This window comes from Streptomyces sp. NPDC004610 (assembly GCF_040609715.1).
In the GTDB taxonomy this organism is placed as follows: Bacteria; Actinomycetota; Actinomycetes; order Streptomycetales; family Streptomycetaceae; genus Streptomyces.
Genome location: NZ_JBEXLA010000003.1, coordinates 156298 through 178548 on the forward strand (window position 1 = coordinate 156298; position 22251 = coordinate 178548).

Here is a 22251-nt window from a genome sequence, read left to right on the forward strand (position 1 = left end):
ATCGCGACATTCCGCCGCGCTCGCCTTGGGTCGTCGTCCGTCGCCCCAGTCCTCCGTCCCGTATCGCCGTGCCGTGCCGCCGTCCCGTTCCGCCGTCCCTCGCCGTCATCCCCCGAGCCGAGCCCCGTCGGTGGTTCCCCGAATCCCGCTGCTCCCCGAACCGGCCCCGCCCAACCTCGAACCGGCCTCTCCTGGCCCTGCACCGGCCTCTCCTAGCCCTCTACCGCCCCCGCCCAGTCACGGAACCCGCGCTCACCCCGAACCGCCCCTCGCCCAGCCCCGAACCCGCCCTCACCCCGAACCGCCCCCCCGCTCAGCCCGGAACCCGCCCCGCCGCGAGCCGCCCTCCGCGCCCACCCCGCCCCCGCCAATCCGCACCCACCCCGCGCCCACCCCGCCCCCGCCAACCCACCCCCACTTCCCCATCCCGCAGGAAATAATCCGGTGGACCTCGGGTAAGCGCAGGAGGATCTCCGGCGACTCCCCTTGCTGGAAGAAAGGTCGTACGCATACGGTGTCCATACGCAAGGTTCTCCCGTGGAGGATGGGACATGACGGAAATTCTTGATCACCCGACGATCGATGGGCAGGTTTCTGCTGCGCCCCGGGTGGTCGAGCACCCGGCCTGGCCCGTGCTGAAGGACGCCGTCGAGCGGATCCGCAGCTGGCAGTCCGCGGACGGCTCCATCGACTTCACCACCGACCACACCTCGGCCCCTGAAGGCATCCCGACCGCCGAGCCCACCCCGGCCGCCGCTGCGCCTGCCCCGGCGACGAACCCCGCCCCAGCCGCGAAGCCCACCCCCGCGACCGAGCCCGTCCCCACCGCGGAGCCGACCCCCGGGAACACCCCCACCTCCACCCCCACCCCATCCCGCGCCCTCACCCCAACCCCAACCCAAACCCTCGCCACCCAAACCATCACCCAGATCATCGAATCCATCCAGACCCTCTCCCCCCTGCTGCCCCACGACGCCCCCTACCACGCCGCCCTGGTGGAGGACCTCCGCCGCTGGTCGGCCGGAGGCTTCCAGGTGCCGGACTTCCTCGATTCGCTGCTGGCGTTCCAGCCGGCCGCCGATCGCCGGGACGGCCTCCAGCATCTGGTCGTGTTCGCGATGTACACGCAGAACGGCAACCCGGACCGCAATCTCGAAGCGGTCGTGCTGAAGATGGTCTGGCCGGACTGGCTGGCGGAGCTGGAGCGCACCCGCTACGACAACCCGCTGTTCTGCGGGATCGCCTTCGAGGACTTCACGGCCGGGTACGACACCAACTCCGCCGTTCTCTTCCCCGAGACCATCGCCGTACGCGAAGCGCCTGAACGTTTCTCCTGGGGTGGGATCTTCTGCGACCGCGAGGCCGCCCGCTTCCGCCGGGTCACCGCCGCCGCCGTGGACCTGCTCGGCCTCGAACTGCCCGAGGACATCGCCGCGATGGTCCATGACCAGAAGCGCAGCGAAGAGGCGTTCGTGCTCTGGGACATGGTCCACGACCGTACGCACAGCCATGGCGATCTGCCGTTCGACCCGTTCATGATCAAGCAGCGCCAGCCGTTCTGGATGTACGGCCTGGAGGAGCTGCGCTGCGATCTGACCGCCTTCAAGGAGGCCGTGCGGCTCGCCGGGGAAGGTGTCCCGCAGGCTCGTGACGTGCAGTACGCCGTACTGTTCGACCGGATGTTCCGCTTCCCGGTCACCGGTGAGCGGGTCCGCAACTACGACGGGCTCGGCGGCCAGCTGCTCTTCGCCTACCTGCACCGGCACGACGTCGTGCGCTGGACCGACAATAAGCTGTCGATCGACTGGGAACGCGCCCCGCAGATCACCAACCAGCTCTGCGCCGAGATCGAGACCCTCTACCGCGACGGCATCGACCGCCCCAAGCTGGTCCACTGGTTCAAGGGGTACGAGCTGGTCGCCACCTATCTCTCCCCGCACCCGGGATCCAAGTGGGCCAAGGGCCCCGACGCCCTGGACCTGTCCCTGCCGCCCCGCAAACTGGTCGATGACGTGCTTCCGGACGAGTTTCCGCTGAGCATGTTCTATGAGGCGCTGTCCAAGAAGCTGAAGAAGGTGATCGCCTCTACCCGGGGCATCACGGCGGACACCGCCGAGCGCGTCGCCGCGTGAGCGACGCACGCAACGAGAACGCTGCTACGGAGGCGAGGATCATGGGGAACGGGGCGCTCAGCGGCGCGGTGATCGCGGTGGCCGGCGCGGGCGGGCCGGCGGGCCGGGCCACGCTGCTGCGGCTGGCGGAGGCCGGTGCGACCGTCATCGGCGCCGACAACGATCCGGAGCGGCTGGCCGAGGCCGTCGACGCGGCCGGGTACGCGCACGGCGGTGCCACCGTCGTCGGCGACACGGTGGACCTGCTGAACCGGGAGTCGGCCCAGGAGTGGGCGGACCGCATCGAGAAGGACTTCGGCCGGGTCGACGGCCTGGTCCATCTCGTCGGCGGCTGGCGCGGCAGCGAGACCTTCACCAAGACCCGGCTCGACGACTGGGACTTCCTGGAGCTGCTGCTGATCCGCACGGTCCAGCACACCTCGCTCGCCTTCCACGAGGCACTCCAGCGCAGCGACCGGGGCCGGTACGTACTGATCAGCGCGGCCGGCGCGGGCAAGCCCACCGCGGGCAACGCCGCCTACGCCGCCGCCAAGGCCGCCGCCGAGGCGTGGACCCTGGCCCTCGGCGACTACTTCCGCAAGGCGGGAGGCGAGGGCGGCCCGAACGCGGCGGCTGCCATCCTGGTCGTCAAGGCGCTGGTGCACGACGCGATGCGCGCCGAGCGACCCCACGCGAAGTTCGCGGGCTTCACCGATGTCACGGACCTGGCCGAGGCCGTCGTCGGTGTCTGGGACAAGCCCGCCGCCGAAGTGAATGGACGACGTCTGTGGCTGACCGAGAAGCCGTGAACCCCCCGAAGACCGACGCGCGCCGCCACCACGACCCGGAGGTCCGCGGCTTCGCCAGCGACAACTACGCCGGCGTCCACCCGGAGATCCTCGCCGCGCTCGCGCTCGCCAATGGCGGCCACCAGGTCGCCTATGGGGAGGACGACTACACCGAGCATCTCCAGAGTGTGGTCCGCAGCCACTTCGGAGCCACCGCGGAAGCCTTCCCGGTCTTCAACGGCACCGGTGCCAATGTGGTCGCCCTCCAGGCTGTCACCGACCGCTGGGGTGCGGTGATCTGCGCCGAGAGCGCGCACATTCATGTCGACGAGTGCGGGGCGCCCGAGCGGGTCGGCGGGCTGAAGCTGCTCACCGTCCCCACTCCCGACGGCAAGCTCACCCCCGAGCTGATCGACCGGCAGGCGTACGGCTGGGACGACGAGCACCGGGCGATGCCGCAGGTGGTGTCCATAGCGCAGAGCACCGAACTGGGGACCGTCTACACCCCGGACGAGCTCCGCGCGCTGTGCGACCACGCCCACGCGCTCGGGATGCGGGTCCATCTCGACGGCTCGCGGCTCGCCAACGCGGCGGCCTCGCTGGACGTTCCGATGCGGGCGTTCACCAATGCGGCGGGCGTCGATCTGCTCTCCCTGGGCGCCACGAAGAACGGGGCGCTGTTCGGTGAGGCGGTTGTGGTGCTCAATCAGGACGCGGTCAGCCATATGAAGCATCTGCGCAAGCTGTCCATGCAGCTCGCCTCGAAGATGCGGTTCGTGTCCGTGCAACTGGAGGCCCTGCTCACGCGGGACCTGTGGCTGCGCAACGCCCGGCACGCCAATGAGATGGCCCAGCGGCTCGCCGAGGGCGTCCGCGCGGTGCACGGGGTGGAACTGCTCCACCCGGTCCAGTCCAACGCCGTCTTCGCCCGGCTCCCGCACGAGGTGACCGTCCGGCTCCAGCGGCGGTTCCGCTTCTACTTCTGGGACGAGGCGGCCGGGGATGTGCGCTGGATGTGCGCGTTCGACACCACCGAGGAGGACGTGGACACCTTCGTCGCGGCCCTCAAGGAGGAGATGGCCCGCTGAGCCGGGGCGCGCGACTCCCACAAGCATGCATTGCATAGATATGCGGTAATCCGGAAATTCATTGACTCCTGGGTGATCGCCTTTCTATGCTCTGCGGGCATGCAGCTCATCCAGCACACCCCCGACCTGTCCGCCTACCTGGCCGCCGACGAGGTCATCGACCATCACCATCCGCTGGTGAGGCGGACCGCCGCCCGGCTCACGCGGAACGTCACCGACTCGTATGACTATGCGCGGGCCGCCTTCGAGTTCATCCGCGACACCATCCCGCACTCCGCCGACAGCGGCGATCCGCGGGTCACCTGGCGGGCATCGGACGTCCTGGAGCAGCGAACCGGCATCTGCTACGCCAAGGCCCACGCCCTCGCCGCCCTGCTGCGCGCCGAGGACATCCCGGCCGCGCTCTGCTACCAGCGCCTCCGGCACGACGACGGCAGCGGTTATGTGGTGCACGGCCTGATCGCCGTCCGGTTCCGGGGCGCCTGGCACCGGCAGGACCCGCGCGGCAACAAACCGGGGGTGGATGCCCGGTTCTCGCTGACCGGCGAGCGGCTGGCCTTCCCGGTGGCCGGTGCGCCGGACGAAGAGTCCAGTGAGGTGGACTATCCAGTCCTGTACGCTGAACCGCACCCGGTCGTCCTGGACGCCCTCAAGGCCGCCACCGACCGGGCCCAGCTCTGGCAGACGCTCCCCACCGCACTCCCGAGGCAGCCATGACGTTCTCCCTGACCGTCTCCGACGAGGTCCGCGCCCTCGCGCCCGGATTCACCCATGTCACCGTCGAGGCCCATGGACTGGTGGGCGGACCCAGCACCGACGCCAGTGCGGCCCTCCTGGACGACGCCACCCGCCGACTCGCCGTACGTCTGGCCGGAAGGGCACCCCACGAGGACCCCCACATGGCCGCCTGGCGTACGGCGTACAGCGCTTTCGGTGCCAAGCCGTCCCGCACCCGCAACTCCGCGGAGGCACTGGCCCGGCGGGCGCTGACCGATGCCGGACTGCCCCGGATCAACCTCCTGGTGGACCTCTACAACGCCGTCAGCGTGGCCCATCTGATCCCGGTCGGCGGGGAGGACATCGACCGGATCGAGGGCGGGATGCGGCTGGTGCGGGCGCGCGGCGACGAGGACTTCGTGACCGCCGCCGGGGGTGCGGAGACGGTCGAGCACCCGGAGCCCGGCGAGGTGGTGTGGCGCGACGACCTCGGCGTCACCTGCCGCCGCTGGAACTGGCGCCAGGGCCCGCGCACCCGGCTCGACGAGGACACCGTCTCCGGCATCTTCCTGCTGGAGAGCCTCGCCCCGATGCCCGTCACCGAGGTGCGGACGGCGGCGACGGAACTCGCCGAGCTGTTGGAGAAGTTCAGCCCCGGGGCGGAGATCACACTCGGCGGCGCGACGACCGGCCCGGGGGCACCGGCAGCGCGGTAACGATCGCGCGCGTACGGCCCCGGCAGACGTACGCGAGGGCAGGCGGCAACGAACCATGGGCGGCACAAACATCGGGCGGCAAGCAGGCAACGGGGCGCACGACTTGGCCGCCGCCCTAGGTGCGCGGAAGTGCCCCTATCGGGGTGCTAGGCACCAAGGTCGCCACCGCTACCGCCTCCCACCGACACCGCCTCACGCGCACGGGAGCGTCCCCAGCCACCAACCGGGGCCATGACAGACGACGAGCACTGTCCTGCGCGCGCGGGAGGGCCCAGAACTCCAGCCAGGCCGGGAACGCGCTCGCGAGCACCCCCCCACCCGCGCGTCAGCGCTCAGCGGGCCTCCGCCGCCTTGACCGCCTCCGGGGTCGGTGCCGTGCCCCCCAGGTGGGCCGGTATCCACCAGGTGTCGTCGGTGCCCTTGGGGCGGACCGGGTACGCGCGCTGGGCGGCCTCCAGCAGCTCCTGCACCCGGCCGCGCAGGCGCCGGGTCAGCGCCCCCGCGTACTCCTCGCGGGTCGCCTCGATCGCCTCGCCCACCCGGACCGTGACCGGGATGTGGCTGCGCTTGAAGTTCTGCGGGTGGCCCTTGGTCCACAGCCGCTGGGTGCCCCACAGGGCCATCGGGACCAGCGGCACGCCCGCGTCCTGCGCCAGCCGGGCCGCGCCCGACTTGAAGCTCTTCAGCGTGAACGACTCCGAGATGGTGGCCTCTGGGAAGACCCCGATCACCTCGCCGGAGCGCAGGGACTCCAGCGCGTGCCGGTAGGCGGCCTCGCCCTGCTTGCGGTCCACCGGGATGTGCTTCATGCCGCGCATCAGCGGACCGGACACCTTGTGCCGGAAAACCGATTCCTTGGCCATGAAACGGACCAGCCGCTTCTGGGGCAGGGCCGCCAGACCGCTGAAGACGAAGTCCAGATAGCTGATGTGATTGCTGACCAGCACGGCACCGCCCGACGGTGGGATGTTCTCCGAACCCTGGCAGTCGATCTTCAGGTCCCACACCTTGAACAGCGTGCGGGCGAAACCGATCACCGGGCGGTACACAAGCTCTGCCATGGGCGGGACAGGCCCTTCCTGCTCTGCCTGGGAAGGGACTCCCGGCGGAAAGTTACGCGGCCGTAGGTTTACGGCATCTCGCAGATGGTGCCCGAAGAACGAACAGGGGGCCAGCCCTGGTGCCCGCGACCGGCGTAATCCTCGTCACGTCCCATGCCATCGGCGGCACATCGCGCGCGGGACGCCGTTCCCGGGGCCCGCTTCCCGCCCCGCCGCGCTACCTCGGCCGCACCGCCACCCGCCGCGCCAGCAGATACATCTCGCACCCCAGGCAGTACCCGAACGCGGCGTTGAGGAAGGCCGCCGCGAGGGCCGCCCCGGTCGCCGCGAGGCCCAGCCACTGGGGGCCCAGCGCGTAGCCGGCGAGACCGAGCAGGGCGAAGCCGAGCCCCACGGCCTGCGCGAAGCGCGGCGGCTCCGGTGACTCGAACGCCGTCGGCGGCCCGATCCGGGGCCGTACCAGCCGCCGGTAGAGCCAGCCGTACGGCGAGCGGCCCACCCCGCCCGCCGCGCCGAGCGCGAACGCCAGGGTCTGCCAGGCCAGCAGCCAGGCACTCCCGGTGACCAGTACGACCGCCAGGACCACGGCGGTCACGGCCGCCCCGAACCGGGGCCCCCTCACATCGATGTCCATGAATCAACTATTCCGTAGTCCGGACGGCTCGACCGGCCGGGAATCTTTGCAGTCTGATGAACGCTGCACCCGTCGATGACCGGACTGATGGTGTGCCTGGCGGTGCTCGCGGTGGCGAGCGCCTATGGAGTGCTGCACAAGCGGCGGAGCGGGAGAGTACGGGTGCGCGGGCGGGACGACGGCAAACGGCTCGGCGCGGCCGAACTGGGCGGGGCCCTGGGGGAGCGGGCCACCCTGGTGCAGTTCTCCAGCGCCTTCTGCGCCCCGTGCCGGGCGACCCGCCGGATCCTGGGGGAGGTCGCCGGGATGGTGCCGGGCGTCGCCCATGTGGAGATCGACGCCGAGGCGCGGCTGGACCTCGTCCGCGCGCTGGAGATCCTCAGGACGCCGACCGTGCTGGTGCTCGACGCGGACGGGCGGATCGTGCGGCGGGCGACCGGGCAGCCGCGCCGGGCGGATGTGATCGCGGCACTGGGCGAGGCCGTGTGAGCCGGGAGGTGGCGGAGCGTCGGTTGGGTCACTCACCGGCGGTGAATCAGGTCCCATGTGCCCTGGCGTACTTGACCGGGGCCGCCGGGCGTCGGGAGCCTGGTGCCATGCGCGGGATCGCCCCATGACGGCCGTACCGGATCTGGAGTCCGCCCTGAGCGGGGTCCGGCCCGGCTCGCCCGAACTGCTGCGGTCGTTCTTCCGGCGGCACGCGGCGGGGGTCGCGGTGATCACCGCGCGCGGTGCCCGGGGTCCGGCCGGTTTCACGGCCACGTCCCTGGTGTCGGTCGCGGCCGAACCCCCGCTGCTGTCCTTCGGGATCGCCACGGGGGCCTCCAGCTGGCCCGCGGTCGAGACGGCGGAGTACGTCGGGGTGCATCTGCTGGCGGAGCGCCAGCGGGAGCTGGCGGACACGTTCGCGCGCAGCGGGGCCGACCGCTTCGGGCCGCCCACCCGGTGGCGGGAGGGCCCCGAGGGGGTGCCGCTGCTGGCGGGGGTGCTCGCGTGGGCGGTGTGCCGGGTGCACGCGCGCGTGCCCGCGGGTGACCATCGGATCGTGATCGCCGAGGTCGTCCAGGGTGACCCCACGGGGTCCGGAAGTCCCTTGCTGTACCACCGGGGGGACTTCACCGGCCTGCGGGATTGATCACGTGGCCGCGCGCCTGCGGGACCGTCCAGTTCCGGTTACGCTGCGTTGCAAAGGTCACAGTTCAAAGCGCTTGCTTAGCGGGCATGAACTGGGTGTACTGACGAGTAATATTCTGGTAGGTGCGCAGGTCGCCCCGACCGGGACCGGCTGCCAGGGGCGCCTATGCTGCCTGCTGGAAGGCAGCCGAGAAATGACGATTGCAGTAGGAGAGCCGGCGTGAGCTTGAGGATCGTTGTCACTGTGAAGTACGTGCCCGACGCCACTGGCGACCGGCACTTCGCCGATGACCTGACCGTCGACCGCGACGACGTCGACGGCCTGCTCTCCGAACTGGACGAGTACGCGGTCGAACAAGCCCTCCAGATCTCCGAGAACTCCGACGACGACGTCGAGGTCACCGTCCTGACGGTCGGCCCCGAGGACGCCAAGGACGCGCTGCGCAAGGCCCTGTCCATGGGCGCCGACAAGGCCATCCACGTCGAGGACGACGACCTGCACGGCACCGACGCCATCGGCACCTCCCTGGTGCTCGCCGCCGCGATCGAGAAGGCCGGCTACGACCTGGTCGTCTCCGGCATGGCCTCCACCGACGGCAGCATGGGCATCGTCCCGGCGCTGCTCGCCGAGCGGCTGCGGGTCCCGCAGGTCACGCTGCTCTCCGAGGTTGCCGTCGAGGACGGCAAGGTCACCGGCCGCCGGGACGGCGACGCGGCCTCCGAGCAGCTCGAAGCCTCCCTGCCGGCCGTCGTCTCGGTCACCGACCAGTCGGGCGAGGCCCGGTACCCGTCCTTCAAGGGCATCATGGCGGCCAAGAAGAAGCCGGTGCAGTCCTGGGACCTGTCCGACCTGGACCTGGACGACGACGAGGTCGGTCTGGAGAACGCCTACACGGTCGTCGACTCCGCCACCGAGCGCCCGGCCCGCACCGCTGGCACGATCGTCAAGGACGAGGGCGAGGGCGGCAAGCAGCTCGCCGAGTTCCTCGCGAGTCAGAAGTTCGTCTGAGCCTGCCGCACGGCAGCTCGACCGGCGCCCGCGCGGGCGAGGCATCCCGCCCGCCGCCCGGCCTGCCCGCCGACTCTGATTCGCCGACCGCCCCGCCCCCTTCGCACAGCAGGAGAGAAGAAGTCCCATGGCTGAAGTTCTCGTCTACGTCGACCACGTGGACGGCGCCGTCCGCAAGCCCACCCTGGAGCTGCTGACCCTCGCCCGCCGACTCGGCGACCCGGTCGCCGTCGCCCTGGGCAACGGCGCCGCCGACACCGCCGCCGTCCTCGCCGAGCACGGCGCCGTCAAGGTCCTCACCCACGACGCCGCCGAGTACGACGACTACCTGGTCGTCCCCAAGGTCGACGCCCTCCAGGCCGCCTACGAGGCCGTCTCCCCGGCCGCCGTGCTGGTGCCGTCCTCCGCCGAGGGCAAGGAGATCGCCGCCCGCCTCGCGCTGCGGGTCTCCTCGGGCATCATCACCGACGCCATCGACGTGGAGGCCGGTGACGAGGGCCCGGTCGCCACCCAGTCGGTGTTCGCCGCAGCCTTCACCACCAAGTCCCGCGTCTCCAAGGGCACCCCGGTCATCACGGTCAAGCCGAACTCGGCCGCGGTCGAGGCCGAGCCGGCCGCCGGTGACGTCGAGGCCCTCTCGGTGACCTTCTCCGACCTGGCCACCACCACCCGGGTCACCTCCCGCACGCCGCGCGAGTCGACCGGCCGCCCGGAGCTGACCGAGGCCGCGATCGTGGTCTCCGGCGGTCGAGGGGTCAACGGCGCCGAGAACTTCGCCGTGATCGAGGCCCTCGCCGACGAGCTGGGCGCGGCCGTGGGCGCCTCGCGTGCCGCCGTGGACGCCGGCTGGTACCCGCACACCAACCAGGTCGGCCAGACCGGCAAGTCCGTCTCGCCGCAGCTCTACATCGCGGCCGGTATCTCCGGCGCGATCCAGCACCGCGCGGGCATGCAGACCTCCAAGACCATCGTGGCCGTCAACAAGGACGCCGAGGCCCCGATCTTCGACCTGGTCGACTACGGCATCGTCGGCGACCTCTTCGCCGTCGTGCCCCAGCTCACCGAGGAGATCAAGACCCGCAAGGGCTGATCACCCGCGAGGGCGGGTTCGTTCCCCGGACGCCCTACGAGGCCCTTGTGGAGCCCTACAGGGTCCCTATGGACGTCGGACGAGGCCCCTGGGACGTTGTGCGAGGCCCCTGGAACGCTGTACGAGGCCCCTGTGACCGCTCTTGTGGCGGGCGCGGGGGCCTCGGGCGTGTCGTGGGGCACGGTGGCGTTCAGCCGAGGGTGAGGGTCGCCTGCACCGGGAGATGGTCGCTCGGGAACCGGCCGTCCAGGGAGAAGGTGTTGATGTCCGCGCGGTGGGTGGTCACCCCGGGCGTGGTGAGGATCCAGTCGATGCGGTCGCCGTCCGGGGTCAGCGGGCGGTAGCCGTGGAAGGTGGCGTACAGGGGGCCGCGTTCGGCGGCGGTGTCCCAGGTGTCGGTGAGTCCGGCGGCCAGCAGCGTGTCGTGGACGGGGCTCCGGTGGGCGGCCACATTGAAGTCGCCGGTGACCACCAGCGGCAGGGCGGGGTCCAGGGCGGCGATCCGCCGCACGAGCAGCTCGGTGGCGCGGGTGCGGGCGTGCGCGCTGCTGTTGTCCAGATGGGTGTTGAGCGCGATGAACTCCCGGCCGTCGTCGGCCCGGTCGCGGAACCGGACCCAGGTGACCATCCGGATGGAACCGCCGCCCCAGGTGTTCGATCCGATCACCTCCGGCGTGTCGGACAGCCAGAAGTGGTCGAACTCCAGCGGTGCGAGCCGCCGGGTGTCGTACAGGATCGCCATGAACTCGTCCCGGCTGCCGCCCGCGCGGCCGGTGCCGATCCAGTCGAAGTGCGGCCCGAGGTCGCTCTCGATGTCCCGCAGCTGCTGGTACAGGCCCTCCTGGGTGCCGATCAGATGGGGCCGCTCCCGGCGCAGCAGGGCGCGCATGACCGGTCTGCGGACGCTCCAGCTGTTCGGCTCGGCGGTGCTCGCGTAGCGCAGGTTGAAGGACATGACCTCCAGCCGCCCCTGTGGGCGTTCGTCGCCGGACGCGGCGGCGGTCACGGCGGCGCCCGACAGGGGCACGGCGACCGTGGCGGCGAGCGCGCTCTTCAGACCCGTACGGCGGCTGACACGGCTGCGGTTCGGCACGGGGGCTCCTTCGCGGGGTGGCCCGGCGGCCGGACCGGCGCGGGGCGAGGCGGGTGTACCGAAGTGTGTACCGAAGTGTTCTACCGCCGTATGAGTTGGGCGTGAACATGCCGATATGCAGGAGTGTCCCGACATGGAAGGGGTGTTGACCCGGGGTGGAGCGGCGGATAGCTTCATTCAACGGATTGTTGATTCCATGAAGCGGAAAAGCGGAGGGTGTGGCATGGGTCAGGGCCAGCAGGAGCGGGTGCGCACGAGCCTCGCGGGCGCCGTCAGCGAGGAGATCAGCGCCTTCCTCGCCCCGGTCGACGCCGAACGGGAGCGCCGCTACCCCGGAGACCCCGGCACCCGCCAGCCCGTCCACACCGTCTACGTCCCCGGCGACGCCTTCACCGCCGACACCGTCCGCTCCTGGGGCGACCAGGCCCTCGCCGCCCTGGACGAACACGCCCCCGACGCCGCCTCCTTCGCCGCCGTCCTCGGCCTGGACGACGCCCTCGCCGAACCCGTCCACGCGCGCGTGCGCGCCAAACTCACCCAGGAGCCCATCGAGGACCTGCGCGTCGACTTCGAGGACGGCTACGGGCCCCGCCCCGACGCCGAGGAGGACGAGACCGCCGCCCGCGCCGCCCGGCTCATCGCCGAGGCGTACACCGGGGGCACCGCCGCGCCCTACATGGGCATCCGTATGAAGTGCATGGAGGCGCCGGTCCGCGACCGGGGCATCCGCACCCTGGACATCTTCCTCACCGGACTCGTCGAGGCGGGCGGCCTGCCCGGCGGACTGGTGCTGACGCTGCCCAAGGTGACCTGCCCCGAGCAGGTCACCGCCATGGTCCGGCTCCTGGACGCCTTCGAGAAGGCACACGCCCTGGAGCCCGGCCGGCTCGGCTTCGAGATCCAGATCGAGACCAGCCAGTCCATCCTGGGCGCCGACGGCACCGCCACCGTCGCCCGGCTGATCCACGCCGCCGAGGGCCGCGCCACCGGCCTGCACTACGGCACCTTCGACTACAGCGCCTGCCTCGGCGTGTCGGCCGCCCACCAGTCCAGTGACCACCCCGCCGCCGACCATGCCAAGGCCGTCATGCAGGTCGCCGCCGCGGGCACCGGCGTACGCCTCTCCGACGGCTCCACCAACGTCCTGCCGGTCGGCCCGACCGACCGGGTCCACGACGCCTGGCGGCTCCACTACCGCCTCACCCGGCGCGCCCTGGCCCGCGCCTACTACCAGGGCTGGGACATGCACCCCGGGCACCTCCCCACCCGCTACGCCGCCGTTTTCGCCTTCTACCGCGAGGGCTTCGAGGCCGCCGCCGCCCGCCTCGCCCGCTATGCCGGACACACCGCCGGGGACGTCATGGACGAACCCGCCACCGCCAAGGCCCTCAGCGGCTATCTGCTGCGCGGCCTGGACTGCGGCGCCCTCGACAGCGCCGAGGTCACCGGCCTGACCGGGCTGTCCCGCACCGACCTGGAGGGTTTCGCGACACCCCGGCGGGGGGATCTGACGACGTCCGCCTGATCATCCGATCGCAGCGCCGGTACCTCCGGTGAGGGCGGGTGTCCGTGCGGCGGTGGGTCCGCGAGTCCGGTGCTGGCCGTGCGGCAGCGGGTCCGGTACGGCCGTCCAGGCGCGGACGGCCGCTGTCAGTGCCGGTCCGTAGGCTGTGGACGATCACAGCGATGCCCACGACTCCCCGGCGCCCGGACTCCCGGCCGCCCGACCCCGCCGTACGAACCTCTCCAGGCCGGAGGCCATGACCAGACCCTGTTCCGCGAACAGTTCGGTGCCGCGGGCGCCGACCGCCGGATCGGCGCGCACCCGCGCGCAGAACTCCTCCGGAGTCGCCCCGCACAGCTCCCGCAGCCCAGGCAGCGCGGCCAGCAGCCCGGTGAGCAGGGTCCGCTGGTCGCCGTGGCGCAGACGCGAGCCGCCGCCGTCGCGCAGCACGCCCCGGCGATTGACGTAGGCGTACGCGCCCGGGAGGGTCCGTCCGTCCGCCAGGTCGATCCGGACGTCCGGCGCGGGCAGCCAGGCCCGCCGGTAGTTGCCGTCCGGCAGCGGTACGCCCTCGCTGGCGTCGACCGCGGCGAGTTGACCGGCGTCGAGCCAGGTGAGGAACAGCTCCCGTGCCGTGCCCGGCGCGGCGAAGGGGGACGCGCTGATGTATCCCATCCGGCTGATGTGCGCCGACACGCCGATGCCGATCCCGGTGACCCGCGCCTTGACCAGGGGGAGCGGCGTCGTGATCGCGAACTCGGCGAGCTTCGCGCGGAGCTGGGCGGGACTGGCGTTGGAGCCCACGGCCAGCACCGGTACGCGGTCCTCGTGGACCAGCCGGGTCAGCGGCAGCAGCCGGTCGCCGGTGAGGAGCGCGGAGTCGGGTGGCCAGGCGCCCGGGTAGGTCAGCGGGTGGTCGCGGGGGACCACGGCCAGGCCCAGGGCCTCCAGGGTGGGGCCGGGGAGTCCGGGGGAGGGGCCGTCGGGGTCGGCCCCGAGAGGGCCGGGAGCGGTGGCCGGAGGCCCCGGGTGTGCCTCGCCGCCCCCGCCGTCGCCGTCCGTCGCCTCGTCCATCGTGCCGTTCCTCAGTCCTGCGGTGGCAACTCGCCCGAGCCGCGCTTGATCAGCCGGGTCGGCAGTTCGATCCGTTCCGGTGTGATCAGTGTGCCGTCGAGTTGCCGGAACAGCCGCTCGGCGGCCGTCCGGCCGAGGGCCGCCGCGTCCTGGGCGATCACCGTGACCCCCGGCTGGAGCAGATCGCCCAGCTCGATGTCGTCGAAGCCGACCAGGGCCACCCGGCGCCGCTGCTCGGCCAGGACCCGGATCACGGTGACCGTCACCCGGTTGTTGCCCGCGAAGATCGCGGTGACCGGATCGGGGCCGGTGAGCATCTCCTCGGCCGCCCGCCGCACCCGCTGCGGGTCCGTCACCCCGAGGGATATCCAGGCGTCGGCGACCTCCGTACCGGCGTCCTCCATGGCGGCGCGGTAGCCGCGCAGCCGCTCGGCGGCGGTGTGGATCCGGGGCCGGTCGCCGATGAAGCCGATCCGGCGGTGACCGCCCGCGATGAGATGCGCCACCCCGTCCCGGGCCCCGCCGAAGCTGTCCGAGAGCACCGCGTCGGCGTCGATCCGCCCGGCCGGACGGTCCACGAACACCGTGGCCACCCCCGCGCGGATCTCCGGCTCCAGATAGCGGTGGTCGTCCCCGGCCGGGATCACCACGAGGCCGTCCACCCGGCGGGCGCACAGGGCCAGCGCGAGTTCCTGCTCGCGCTCGGGGTCCTCCGCGCTGGAACCGTTGATGAGCAGCGCCCCGTGCGCGCGGGCCACCTCCTCCACCGCCCGGCTCAGCGGACCGTAGAACGGGTCGGCGAGATCCTCCAGGACCAGCCCGATGCTCGCGGTACGGCCCTTGCGCAGCACCCGCGCGCTGTCGTTGCGCCGGAACCCCAGCGCGTCGATCGCCTCCTGCACCCGCCGCTCGGTCTCCGGTGTGACCCCCGGCTCCCCGTTGACGACCCGCGAGACCGTCTTCAGACCGACCCCGGCTCGTGCGGCCACGTCCTTCATGGTCGGCCGATTGCCGTAACGGGTCGTCGGGAGGCCGTCTGCTCGGCGGTGCGTGTCGGGCACGATGTGGTGTCCTGTTCCTGTGGTCCGCGGTGATGCGTCGGAGCATCGGGGCAAATGAGGATGTGGCGTCGAGCATAGGGCCTGGACAACGTTGTCAGAGGCGCGAGAGACTGTCCACCGCAATCTTCGGCCCGCGCGCCCCACCGCTGGACCGGCCTGCCCATTCCCCGCAGCCCCGCGGGGAGACCGACCTTGGTTGACGGGGAGATCCCACTCTGATGCACACCGACCTCGTGGCAGCTCTCGACATCGGCGGTACCAAGATCGCCGGGGCGCTGGTGGACGGCCACGGCACGATCGTGACGCGGGCCCAGCGCGCGACACCCGCGCAGGAGAACGGCGACACGGTGATGGGAGCCGTGGAGGAGGTGCTCCGGGACCTCACCGCCTCGCCCCACTGGGTCCGCGCGGACGCCCTCGGCATCGGCAGCGCGGGCCCGGTGGACGCCACCGCGGGGACCGTGAGCCCGGTGAACGTTCCCGGCTGGCGTGACTATCCCCTGGTCCACCGCGTCCGGGAAGCGGTCGGCGGACTGCCGGTCGAACTGATCGGCGACGGCGTGGCGATCACCGCCGCCGAACACTGGCAGGGCGCCGCGCGGGGCCATGACAACGCCCTGTGCATGGTCGTCTCCACCGGTGTCGGCGGCGGTCTGGTGCTGGGCGGGCGGCTGCATCCGGGACCCACCGGCAACGCCGGGCACATCGGCCACATCAGCGTCGAACTCGACGGCGATCCCTGCCCGTGCGGTTCGCGCGGATGCGTCGAGCGCATCGCGAGCGGTCCGAACATCGCCCGGCGGGCACGGGAGGGCGGCTGGCGGCCCGGCCCGGACGGCGACATGTCCGCCGCCGCGGTGGCCGCCGCCGCCCGTGCGGGCGATCCGGTGGCCGTCGCGTCCTTCGAGCGGGCCGCGCAGGCCCTCGCCGCCGGGATCGCGGCCACCGCGACCCTGGTCGAGATCGACATCGCCGTGGTCGGCGGCGGGGTCGGCAAGGCGGGGCCGGTCCTGTTCGATCCGCTGCGCAGGGCGCTCGCCACGTACGCCACGCTGTCCTTCGTCCAGCGGCTGACCGTGGTTCCGGCGCAGATGGGGACGGACGCGGGGCTCGTGGGGGCGGCAGCGGCGGTCCTGGCACGGCGGTCGGACCCTACGGTGGCGGGGGTGTAGGCGGTGGTGGGGGTGAGGGGCTTGTGGTGAGGGGCTAAGGGGTGGGGGAGTTGGAGCGGGTGGGCGATTCCGGCTGACGGGTGCTTGTTCGGTCGGTGGGTGCTTGGTTCGCTCAGGAGGTGCTTGTTCGGTCCATGGGTGCTTGTTCGGTCTGTGGGTGTGTGTTTGGGTCGGTGAGTGCTTGTTCGGTCCATGGGTGAGCGATCGATCTCAGCGAGATCGATCGCTCACCCATGGACCAGGTGCCGCTGCCGTGGCTTACCGGCCCCCTGGTGACCGGTGCGACGGGTTCCCGTTCAGCAGCTCAGGCGGGCGTCCGCCCAGTCTCCGTGGTCCGAAGTGATGCCGTCGCCGCCGTCGGTGACGACCAGGCGGACGGTGCTCGCGCCGGTCACGTCCGCGCGGAGCGGCTGCGCGGGGGCCGAGGTGGTGAGGACCCCGGTGGCGGCGGCGAGGCGGTCGTCCGCCCAGATCTGGAACGCGACCGTGCCCCAGGCGCCTTCCTCGTCGTCGACGCCGACCTCGGTGGTGACGGCGGTGCAGTGGCCGCCGGTGTAGTACTCGATCGCGCTCTCGGCGTGCACGCCGAGGCCCTTCTCGTACACCGTGCCCTCGATGGTGATCGGGGTGCCGTCGCCCGCCTCGTGCTCGCCGTTGCTGGTGTCGCGTTCGACCGGTCCCCAGCCGTTGGCGGACATCAGCCAGGGCAGATCGCTCAGATATGGGGCGCCCGGGGGCGGGGCGACGGCCACGGTCGTGGTCACCGGCCTTTCGGTCCGCACCCGTTGTCCGTTCGGGGCGCGGTAGTCGGCGCGCAGGGTGAGGTCGTACGCACCGGGCTCGGCGTTCGCGGGTGGGGTGATCTGCCAGCCGGTCCTGAGGGTGCGGCCGGTGGGGAGGGAGCGGGCGGTGGTCGGGGAGGTGGCGCGGACGGTCCAGCCCCGGGGGCCGTTCAGGGTGACGGAGACGTGCTGGGCCGGGGTGCGGCCGAGCGTCGTGAGGTGGGTGTCGAGCGGGGCGGGGCGGCCGGCCTCGACCAGGGAGCGGCTGACCGGGCCGTACTCGACGGCGGGCGGGTACTGGGCCCAGCGGGAATCGGCCCGGACCCGCAGCAGCACGGTGCCGTGGGCGGGGACGGTCGCGGCGAGGGTGCCCGCCGTGTTGTAGGTGCGGTGCTCCCACAGATCCCGGCTGGTGTACCCGGAGGCGGCGGGCAGACCGACGGCACGCGCGGTCGTGGCGACGCGCTGCGGGCTGTTGGACTCGTTGAACAGGGCCACCGCGCGGCTGCCGTCCCGCATCTCCTTGGCGACCACCCAGCGCCCGCCCTCGGACGAGACGACCCTGCCCTGCTTGCCGAGCGGGTCCTGGTCGACGGCGATGACCTCGCGGTTGCCGAGGATCTCGAAGGTGGCGTCGGACGCCTCCCGCAGATCGCTGCCGATGAGCAGCGGCGCGGCCATGATCGACCACATCGAGAAGTGGGTGCGGTACTCGGTGTCGGTCATACCGCCGTTGCCTACCTCCAGCATGTCCGGGTCGTTCCAGTGGCCGGGCCCGGCGTACTCGGCGAGCGGCAGATTGCGCTTCATGATGGAGAGCATCGAGCCCCATTCGTCGCTGATGTCCCCGGTGGTGCGCCACAGCTGGCCGACGCCCTCGGCCCACTCCCAGGGCCTGTTCTCGCCCCACTCGCAGATGCTGTAGACGATGGGGCGCCCGGTCTCCTCCGTGGCGGCCCGGAGCGCGTCCCGCATCGTGGTGTAGCGCTGGATCGCGTCCACGCCCTGGTTGTTGCAGTTGTCGTACTTGAGGTAATCCACGCCCCAGTCCGCGAACTGCCGGGCGTCGCTGTACTCATGGCCGAGCGCGCCGGGGAAACCGGCGGAGTTGCAGGTCTTGGTGCCCGCGCTGGTGTAGATGCCGAGCTTGAGCCCGCGCGCGTGCACATAGTCCGCGACGGCCTCGATGCCGTTCGGGAAGCGCACCGGGTCGGGGACGAGTCGGCCGTCGGCGTCCCGCGCGGGCAGCGCCCAGCAGTCGTCCAGATTGACGTACTCGTACCCGGCGTCCTTGAGGCCCTTCTCGACGAAGATGTCGGCGATCCCCTTGACCATCGCCTCGTCGAACTCGGCGCGGCAGTGGGTGGAGTTCCAGTTGTTGAAACCCATCGGAGGGGTCGGGGCCAGACCGTCGTCCAGGGCGGGGGCGGTCGGTTGTCCGGTCGGCTGTCCGGTCCGGTTGTCGGCCTCCTGGGTGCCCGATTCGGTGACCGGGGCCGGTGCGGCGGCGGTACCGGTGGCCGCCAGGGCGGGCGGTGCGGCGAGTCCCGCCGTGCACAGCGCTCCGGCCGTGAGCAGTGCGGCGGCACTGCGGCGGGCTGTGCGGTGGTGAAGGTGACGCATCATGACGTTCCTCCCGGCATACGAAAGATGCGATGATTGCATGCCCATGTCATCCGTGCGTTCACGGTAGGACGTGTCGAAGTGTGTTGGAAGATGCGCGGCAGGGGGTGTTCGATTTTGTTGAGTGGCTCAGGTGTGGGGGAGGTGACCGGGCCGCTGGAGCCGCGCCGTGCGCCGCGCCGTGTGCCCTGCCGTGCGCCGTGCCGTGCGTCGCGCTCTGCACCCGTCCGGCCCATGGCCGTGACCCGGGTACGGCTCCGGGAGTTGAGGGGGGCATGAAGAAGCGCAGCATGCTGGCCATCGCCTCCCTCGCCACCGGATTCGTCGTCGCCGCCGTGACCCCGTCCCACGGACTCGGCGACGCGCTGACCGACATCGATGTGAACGGCACCCTGAGCGCCGTCGACCGCACCATCGCCAGCGACAGCCTGGCCGTGGACGAGAACGCCCTGGGTGGTGGCGGCCACCAGGAGTGACCGGCGGCCCGTAGCCCCCGCGCCATGGCGCCGGACCCCGTACGGCGGGGTCCGGCGCCATGGTGTTTCCCCCGCCGTTCCCCCTCGCTGTCACCCGCCCTCAACTGGGGCTGGTTTCCGTGGCAGGGTGGAGCGGGCAAGCCACTGGGGCCAACAGAAGAGGGGGAAACGTGACCGTCGTCTGGATCAACGGTGCGTTCGGTGCGGGAAAGACCACCACCGCACGGGAACTGATCGAGCTGATCCCGAACTGCACGCTCTTCGACCCCGAGGTCATCGGCGCCGCACTCGCACAGCTGCTGCCGGCCAAACACCTCGCCGAGGCCGGCGACTTCCAGGACCTGCCGATTTGGCGCCGTCTGGTGATCGACAGCGCCGCCGCGATGCTCGCCGAACTCGGCGGAACGCTCGTGGTGCCCATGACGCTGCTGCGCCAGGACTACCGCGACGAGATCTTCGGTGGACTCGCCGCCCGCCGGATCGCCGTCCGCCATCTGGTGCTCAGCCCGGCCGAAACGATCCTGCGCGACCGGATCGCCCACCGCGAGGTCCCGCCCGACCTCCCGGACGGCGAGATACGCATCCGGCAATGGTCGTTCGATCAGATAGAACCGTTCAAGACCGCTTTCGGCTCATGGCTCGGCGGGGACGCGCATCCGATCGACAACGGTTCGCTCACTCCCCGGCAGACCGCCGCCCGGATCGCCGACGCGGTCGGCGCGGGGGACGTGCCGCCGTGCGACATCGTGCAGACCCCGGAACCCACCGCCGAGACGGTCGCCTCCGGGGTGCTCCTCTTCGACGAGCGGGACCGGGTCCTGCTGGTCGACCCGACCTACAAGCCCGGCTGGGAGTTCCCCGGCGGTGTCGTGGAACCCGGCGAGGCCCCCGCCCGCGCCGGGATGCGCGAGGTCACCGAGGAGACCGGCGTCCGGCTCGACGAGGTACCGCGGCTGCTCGTGGTCGACTGGGAACCCCCGGCGCCGCCCGGTTACGGCGGACTGCGCCTGCTCTTCGACGGCGGTCGGCTCGACTCCGGCCGGGCCGCGCGGCTGCTGCTGCCCGGCCCCGAACTCCGTGACTGCCGCTTCGTCACCGAGACCGAGGCCGCGCGGCTGCTGCCGCCCGTGCGCTACCAACGCCTCAGGTGGGCCCTGCGCGCCCGCGAGCGGGGCGCGGCGCTGTACCTGGAGGCGGGGGTGCCGGTGGGAGGGGACGGGCAGGAGGGGGACGGGGGCTGAGGGGGCCGGGTCAGGGTGCAGCACCGGGGCCCGGAACGCCGACCCCGGGCGCCGCATAGGAGCGGAGCCCGCGCGCCGCGGAAACTGCTCAAGGGACCCCGGTGAAGGGATCGCGGTGAGGAGGGACCCCGGTGACTTACCAGGGTCCCTGTGACCGGTCGTACGAACCCACGTGCAACCCGGCGGCGAGCGGCGAGCAAGGTGCCGGGGGATTCGGTGCCGCCCCCCTGCGGGCGAGGTGCCGAGTACTCGGACGGCCGCCCCGCGAACGGGGCACCCGGGTGCCCCGTCCCGACGGGCCCGGATTACCGTCCTGGCGTCCCGGGCCCCGACCCGGCCACCTGACCCGGCCCCCGACCCGCCTCAGCTCGCCGCGTAGTTGCGCAGGAACAGGGCCTCGGCGACCGAGAGCCGCTCCAGTTCCTCGGGGGACACGCTCTCGTCGACCGCGTGGATCTGGGCCTCCGGCTCGCTCAGGCCGATGAGCAGGATCTCGGCCTGCGGATAGAGCGCGGCCAGGGTGTTGCACAGCGGGATCGAGCCGCCCTGACCCGCGTACTGCATCTCCTGGCCCGGGTAGGCGACGGCCATCGCCTCCGCCATGGCCTGGTACGCCGGGCTGGTCGGGTCGGCGCGGAACGGCTGGCCCTGCCCGACCTGCGCGGTGGTCACCCGGGCGCCCCACGGCGTGTGCGCCTCCAGGTGGGCCTGGAGCAGCTTCGTCGCCTCGGCCGCGTCCACACCCGGCGGCACCCGCAGGCTCACCAGCGCGCGGGCGCCCGCCTGCACCGACGGGGTGGCGCCGACGACCGGCGGGCAGTCGATGCCGAGGACGGTCACCGCCGGGCGCGCCCAGATCCGGTCGGCGACCGTGCCCGAGCCGATCAGCTCCACGCCGTCCAGCACCTTGGCGTCCGTACGGAACTGGGACTCGTCGTACTGGAGGCCCTCCCAGCCGGGGCCGGTGGGCAGGCCGTCGACCGTGGTCGAGCCGTCCTCGGCGCGCAGCGAGTCGAGGACGCGGATCAGCGCGGCCAGCGCGTCCGGGGCGGCGCCGCCGAACTGGCCGGAGTGCAGATTGCCTTCGAGGGTGTCCACCGAGACCCGGACCATGGTCATACCGCGCAGGGTGGTGGTGACCGTCGGCAGGCCGACCCGGAAGTTCCCGGCGTCGCCGATGACGATCGTGTCGGCGGTGAGCAGTCCGGGGTGCGCCTCGGCGTACCGCTCCAGGCCGCCCGTGCCCATCTCCTCCGAGCCCTCGGCGATCACCTTGATGTGCACCGGGACGCCGCCGTTCGCCTTGAGCGCCCGCAGCGCCAGCAGGTGCATGATCACACCGCCCTTGCAGTCGGCGGCACCGCGCCCGTACCAGCGTCCGTCGCGCTCGGTCAGCTCGAACGGCGGGGTGGTCCAGGCGGCCTCGTCCAGCGGCGGCTGTACGTCGTAGTGCGCGTACAGCAGCACGGTGCGGGCGCCCTCGGGGCCGGGCAGATGGCCGTAGACCGACTGGGTGCCGTCCGGCGTGTCGAGCAGGGCGACGTTCTCGAAGCCCTCGGCGGTCAGCGCGTCGGCGACCCAGCGGGCGGCGCCCTCGCTCTCGCTCCTCGGGAACTGGTCGAAGTCCGCCACCGACTTGAAGGCCACCAGCTCGGTGAGCTCCGCCTTCGCCCTGGGCATCAGCGAGGCGACGGTCTCGGCGACCGGATTCGACGACATGGGCACGCTCCTCGTAGGTGCGACGTTGTACTTCGGTGAACGGGTCTGCGCGGTCGGCGGACGCCCGGAAGCACTGGCTGCTGGTTCTGCACGCTCGCGCGCGCGGACAGGCGGCGCTCCTGGGCGACCGGTGACCGCGCGAGTGTAGGCGCGCCTTT

Annotated in this window: 20 protein-coding genes; 13 read left to right on the plus strand and 7 right to left on the minus strand. The window is 72.0% G+C overall.

Annotated features, from left to right (window positions below; all coding sequences use genetic code 11):
• Positions 1 to 551: 551 nt before the first annotated feature.
• The 5 genes from ABZX40_RS04785 to ABZX40_RS04805 all read left to right on the plus strand — a co-directional run bounded on the left by ABZX40_RS04785 (position 552) and on the right by ABZX40_RS04805 (position 5420).
• Positions 552 to 2132: a DUF6421 family protein gene (locus tag ABZX40_RS04785; RefSeq protein ID WP_355737200.1), complete on the plus strand. Its 1581-nt coding sequence runs from the start codon at positions 552 to 554 to the stop codon at positions 2130 to 2132.
• A gap of 41 nt (positions 2133 to 2173) precedes the next feature.
• Entirely contained in the window at positions 2174 to 2920 is a 747-nt protein-coding gene (locus ABZX40_RS04790; RefSeq protein WP_355737357.1) for an SDR family oxidoreductase, read from the plus strand.
• Positions 2917 to 3987, plus strand: coding sequence for a low specificity L-threonine aldolase (locus tag ABZX40_RS04795; RefSeq protein WP_355737202.1), 1071 nt, complete (start codon positions 2917 to 2919; stop codon positions 3985 to 3987). Before ABZX40_RS04790 ends, ABZX40_RS04795 begins: the two co-directional genes overlap by 4 nt.
• A 99-nt stretch (positions 3988 to 4086) precedes the next feature.
• Positions 4087 to 4704, plus strand: a complete 618-nt coding sequence (locus ABZX40_RS04800; RefSeq protein WP_355737205.1) for a transglutaminase family protein — start codon at positions 4087 to 4089, stop codon at positions 4702 to 4704.
• Complete coding sequence (locus ABZX40_RS04805) at positions 4701 to 5420, plus strand: phenylalanine--tRNA ligase beta subunit-related protein (protein ID WP_355737208.1); 720 nt, start codon at positions 4701 to 4703, stop codon at positions 5418 to 5420. Before ABZX40_RS04800 ends, ABZX40_RS04805 begins: the two co-directional genes overlap by 4 nt.
• A gap of 332 nt (positions 5421 to 5752) precedes the next feature.
• On the opposite strand, the gene ABZX40_RS04810 is transcribed toward ABZX40_RS04805, so the two are convergent.
• Both ABZX40_RS04810 and ABZX40_RS04815 read right to left on the minus strand, forming a co-directional pair.
• Positions 5753 to 6481 carry a lysophospholipid acyltransferase family protein gene (locus tag ABZX40_RS04810; protein WP_355737211.1) on the minus strand — a complete coding sequence of 243 codons (729 nt, stop codon included), beginning with the start codon at positions 6479 to 6481 and terminating at the stop codon, positions 5753 to 5755.
• Positions 6482 to 6698: 217 nt separating this feature from the next.
• Positions 6699 to 7115 carry a DUF4395 domain-containing protein gene (locus ABZX40_RS04815; RefSeq protein WP_355737213.1) on the minus strand — a complete coding sequence of 139 codons (417 nt, stop codon included), beginning with the start codon at positions 7113 to 7115 and terminating at the stop codon, positions 6699 to 6701.
• Positions 7116 to 7190: 75 nt separating this feature from the next.
• On the opposite strand from ABZX40_RS04815, the gene ABZX40_RS04820 reads away from it, so the two are divergent.
• From ABZX40_RS04820 to ABZX40_RS04835, 4 genes are all read left to right on the plus strand, one after another.
• The gene (locus ABZX40_RS04820) at positions 7191 to 7604 is read left to right on the plus strand and encodes a thioredoxin family protein (protein ID WP_355737216.1); all 414 of its coding nucleotides are present in this window, start codon (positions 7191 to 7193) and stop codon (positions 7602 to 7604) included.
• 124 nt (positions 7605 to 7728) lie between these two features.
• Positions 7729 to 8250, plus strand: coding sequence for a flavin reductase family protein (locus ABZX40_RS04825; protein ID WP_355737219.1), 522 nt, complete (start codon positions 7729 to 7731; stop codon positions 8248 to 8250).
• A gap of 219 nt (positions 8251 to 8469) precedes the next feature.
• A complete protein-coding gene (locus ABZX40_RS04830; protein WP_355737222.1) occupies positions 8470 to 9258 on the plus strand; it encodes an electron transfer flavoprotein subunit beta/FixA family protein in 789 nt (262 codons plus the stop codon).
• Positions 9259 to 9385: 127 nt separating this feature from the next.
• Positions 9386 to 10348: an electron transfer flavoprotein subunit alpha/FixB family protein gene (locus ABZX40_RS04835; RefSeq protein ID WP_355737225.1), complete on the plus strand. Its 963-nt coding sequence runs from the start codon at positions 9386 to 9388 to the stop codon at positions 10346 to 10348.
• Between the two features lie 190 nt (positions 10349 to 10538).
• On the opposite strand, the gene ABZX40_RS04840 is transcribed toward ABZX40_RS04835, so the two are convergent.
• On the minus strand, positions 10539 to 11441 hold the full coding sequence (locus tag ABZX40_RS04840) for an endonuclease/exonuclease/phosphatase family protein (protein WP_355737227.1): 903 nt from the start codon (positions 11439 to 11441) through the stop codon (positions 10539 to 10541).
• A 223-nt stretch (positions 11442 to 11664) separates the two neighbouring features.
• Between ABZX40_RS04840 and ABZX40_RS04845 the strand changes: the two genes are divergently transcribed.
• Complete coding sequence (locus tag ABZX40_RS04845; RefSeq protein WP_355737230.1) at positions 11665 to 12966, plus strand: aldolase/citrate lyase family protein; 1302 nt, start codon at positions 11665 to 11667, stop codon at positions 12964 to 12966.
• A 153-nt stretch (positions 12967 to 13119) separates the two neighbouring features.
• On the opposite strand, the gene ABZX40_RS04850 is transcribed toward ABZX40_RS04845, so the two are convergent.
• Both ABZX40_RS04850 and ABZX40_RS04855 read right to left on the minus strand, forming a co-directional pair.
• Positions 13120 to 14019, minus strand: coding sequence for a hypothetical protein (locus ABZX40_RS04850; protein ID WP_355737233.1), 900 nt, complete (start codon positions 14017 to 14019; stop codon positions 13120 to 13122).
• An 11-nt stretch (positions 14020 to 14030) separates the two neighbouring features.
• Positions 14031 to 15080 carry a LacI family DNA-binding transcriptional regulator gene (locus ABZX40_RS04855; protein WP_355737236.1) on the minus strand — a complete coding sequence of 350 codons (1050 nt, stop codon included), beginning with the start codon at positions 15078 to 15080 and terminating at the stop codon, positions 14031 to 14033.
• Between the two features lie 218 nt (positions 15081 to 15298).
• Here ABZX40_RS04855 and ABZX40_RS04860 point away from each other — a divergent pair, with 218 nt between their 5' ends.
• Positions 15299 to 16252, plus strand: a complete 954-nt coding sequence (locus tag ABZX40_RS04860) for an ROK family protein (protein ID WP_355737239.1) — start codon at positions 15299 to 15301, stop codon at positions 16250 to 16252.
• A 296-nt stretch (positions 16253 to 16548) separates the two neighbouring features.
• Here ABZX40_RS04860 and ABZX40_RS04865 read toward each other — a convergent pair whose 3' ends face one another.
• Positions 16549 to 18657 carry an NPCBM/NEW2 domain-containing protein gene (locus tag ABZX40_RS04865; protein WP_355737359.1) on the minus strand — a complete coding sequence of 703 codons (2109 nt, stop codon included), beginning with the start codon at positions 18655 to 18657 and terminating at the stop codon, positions 16549 to 16551.
• A 275-nt stretch (positions 18658 to 18932) separates the two neighbouring features.
• Between ABZX40_RS04865 and ABZX40_RS04870 the strand changes: the two genes are divergently transcribed.
• Both ABZX40_RS04870 and ABZX40_RS04875 read left to right on the plus strand, forming a co-directional pair.
• Positions 18933 to 19133 carry a hypothetical protein gene (locus ABZX40_RS04870; RefSeq protein WP_355737242.1) on the plus strand — a complete coding sequence of 67 codons (201 nt, stop codon included), beginning with the start codon at positions 18933 to 18935 and terminating at the stop codon, positions 19131 to 19133.
• Between the two features lie 170 nt (positions 19134 to 19303).
• Positions 19304 to 20374 carry an NUDIX domain-containing protein gene (locus ABZX40_RS04875; protein WP_355737245.1) on the plus strand — a complete coding sequence of 357 codons (1071 nt, stop codon included), beginning with the start codon at positions 19304 to 19306 and terminating at the stop codon, positions 20372 to 20374.
• Positions 20375 to 20737: 363 nt separating this feature from the next.
• Here the strand turns inward: ABZX40_RS04875 and ABZX40_RS04880 are convergent, their stop codons facing one another.
• Positions 20738 to 22093 (minus strand): dipeptidase, encoded by a 1356-nt coding sequence (locus tag ABZX40_RS04880; protein WP_355737248.1) that lies wholly within the window; start codon positions 22091 to 22093, stop codon positions 20738 to 20740.
• Positions 22094 to 22251 lie beyond the last annotated feature (158 nt).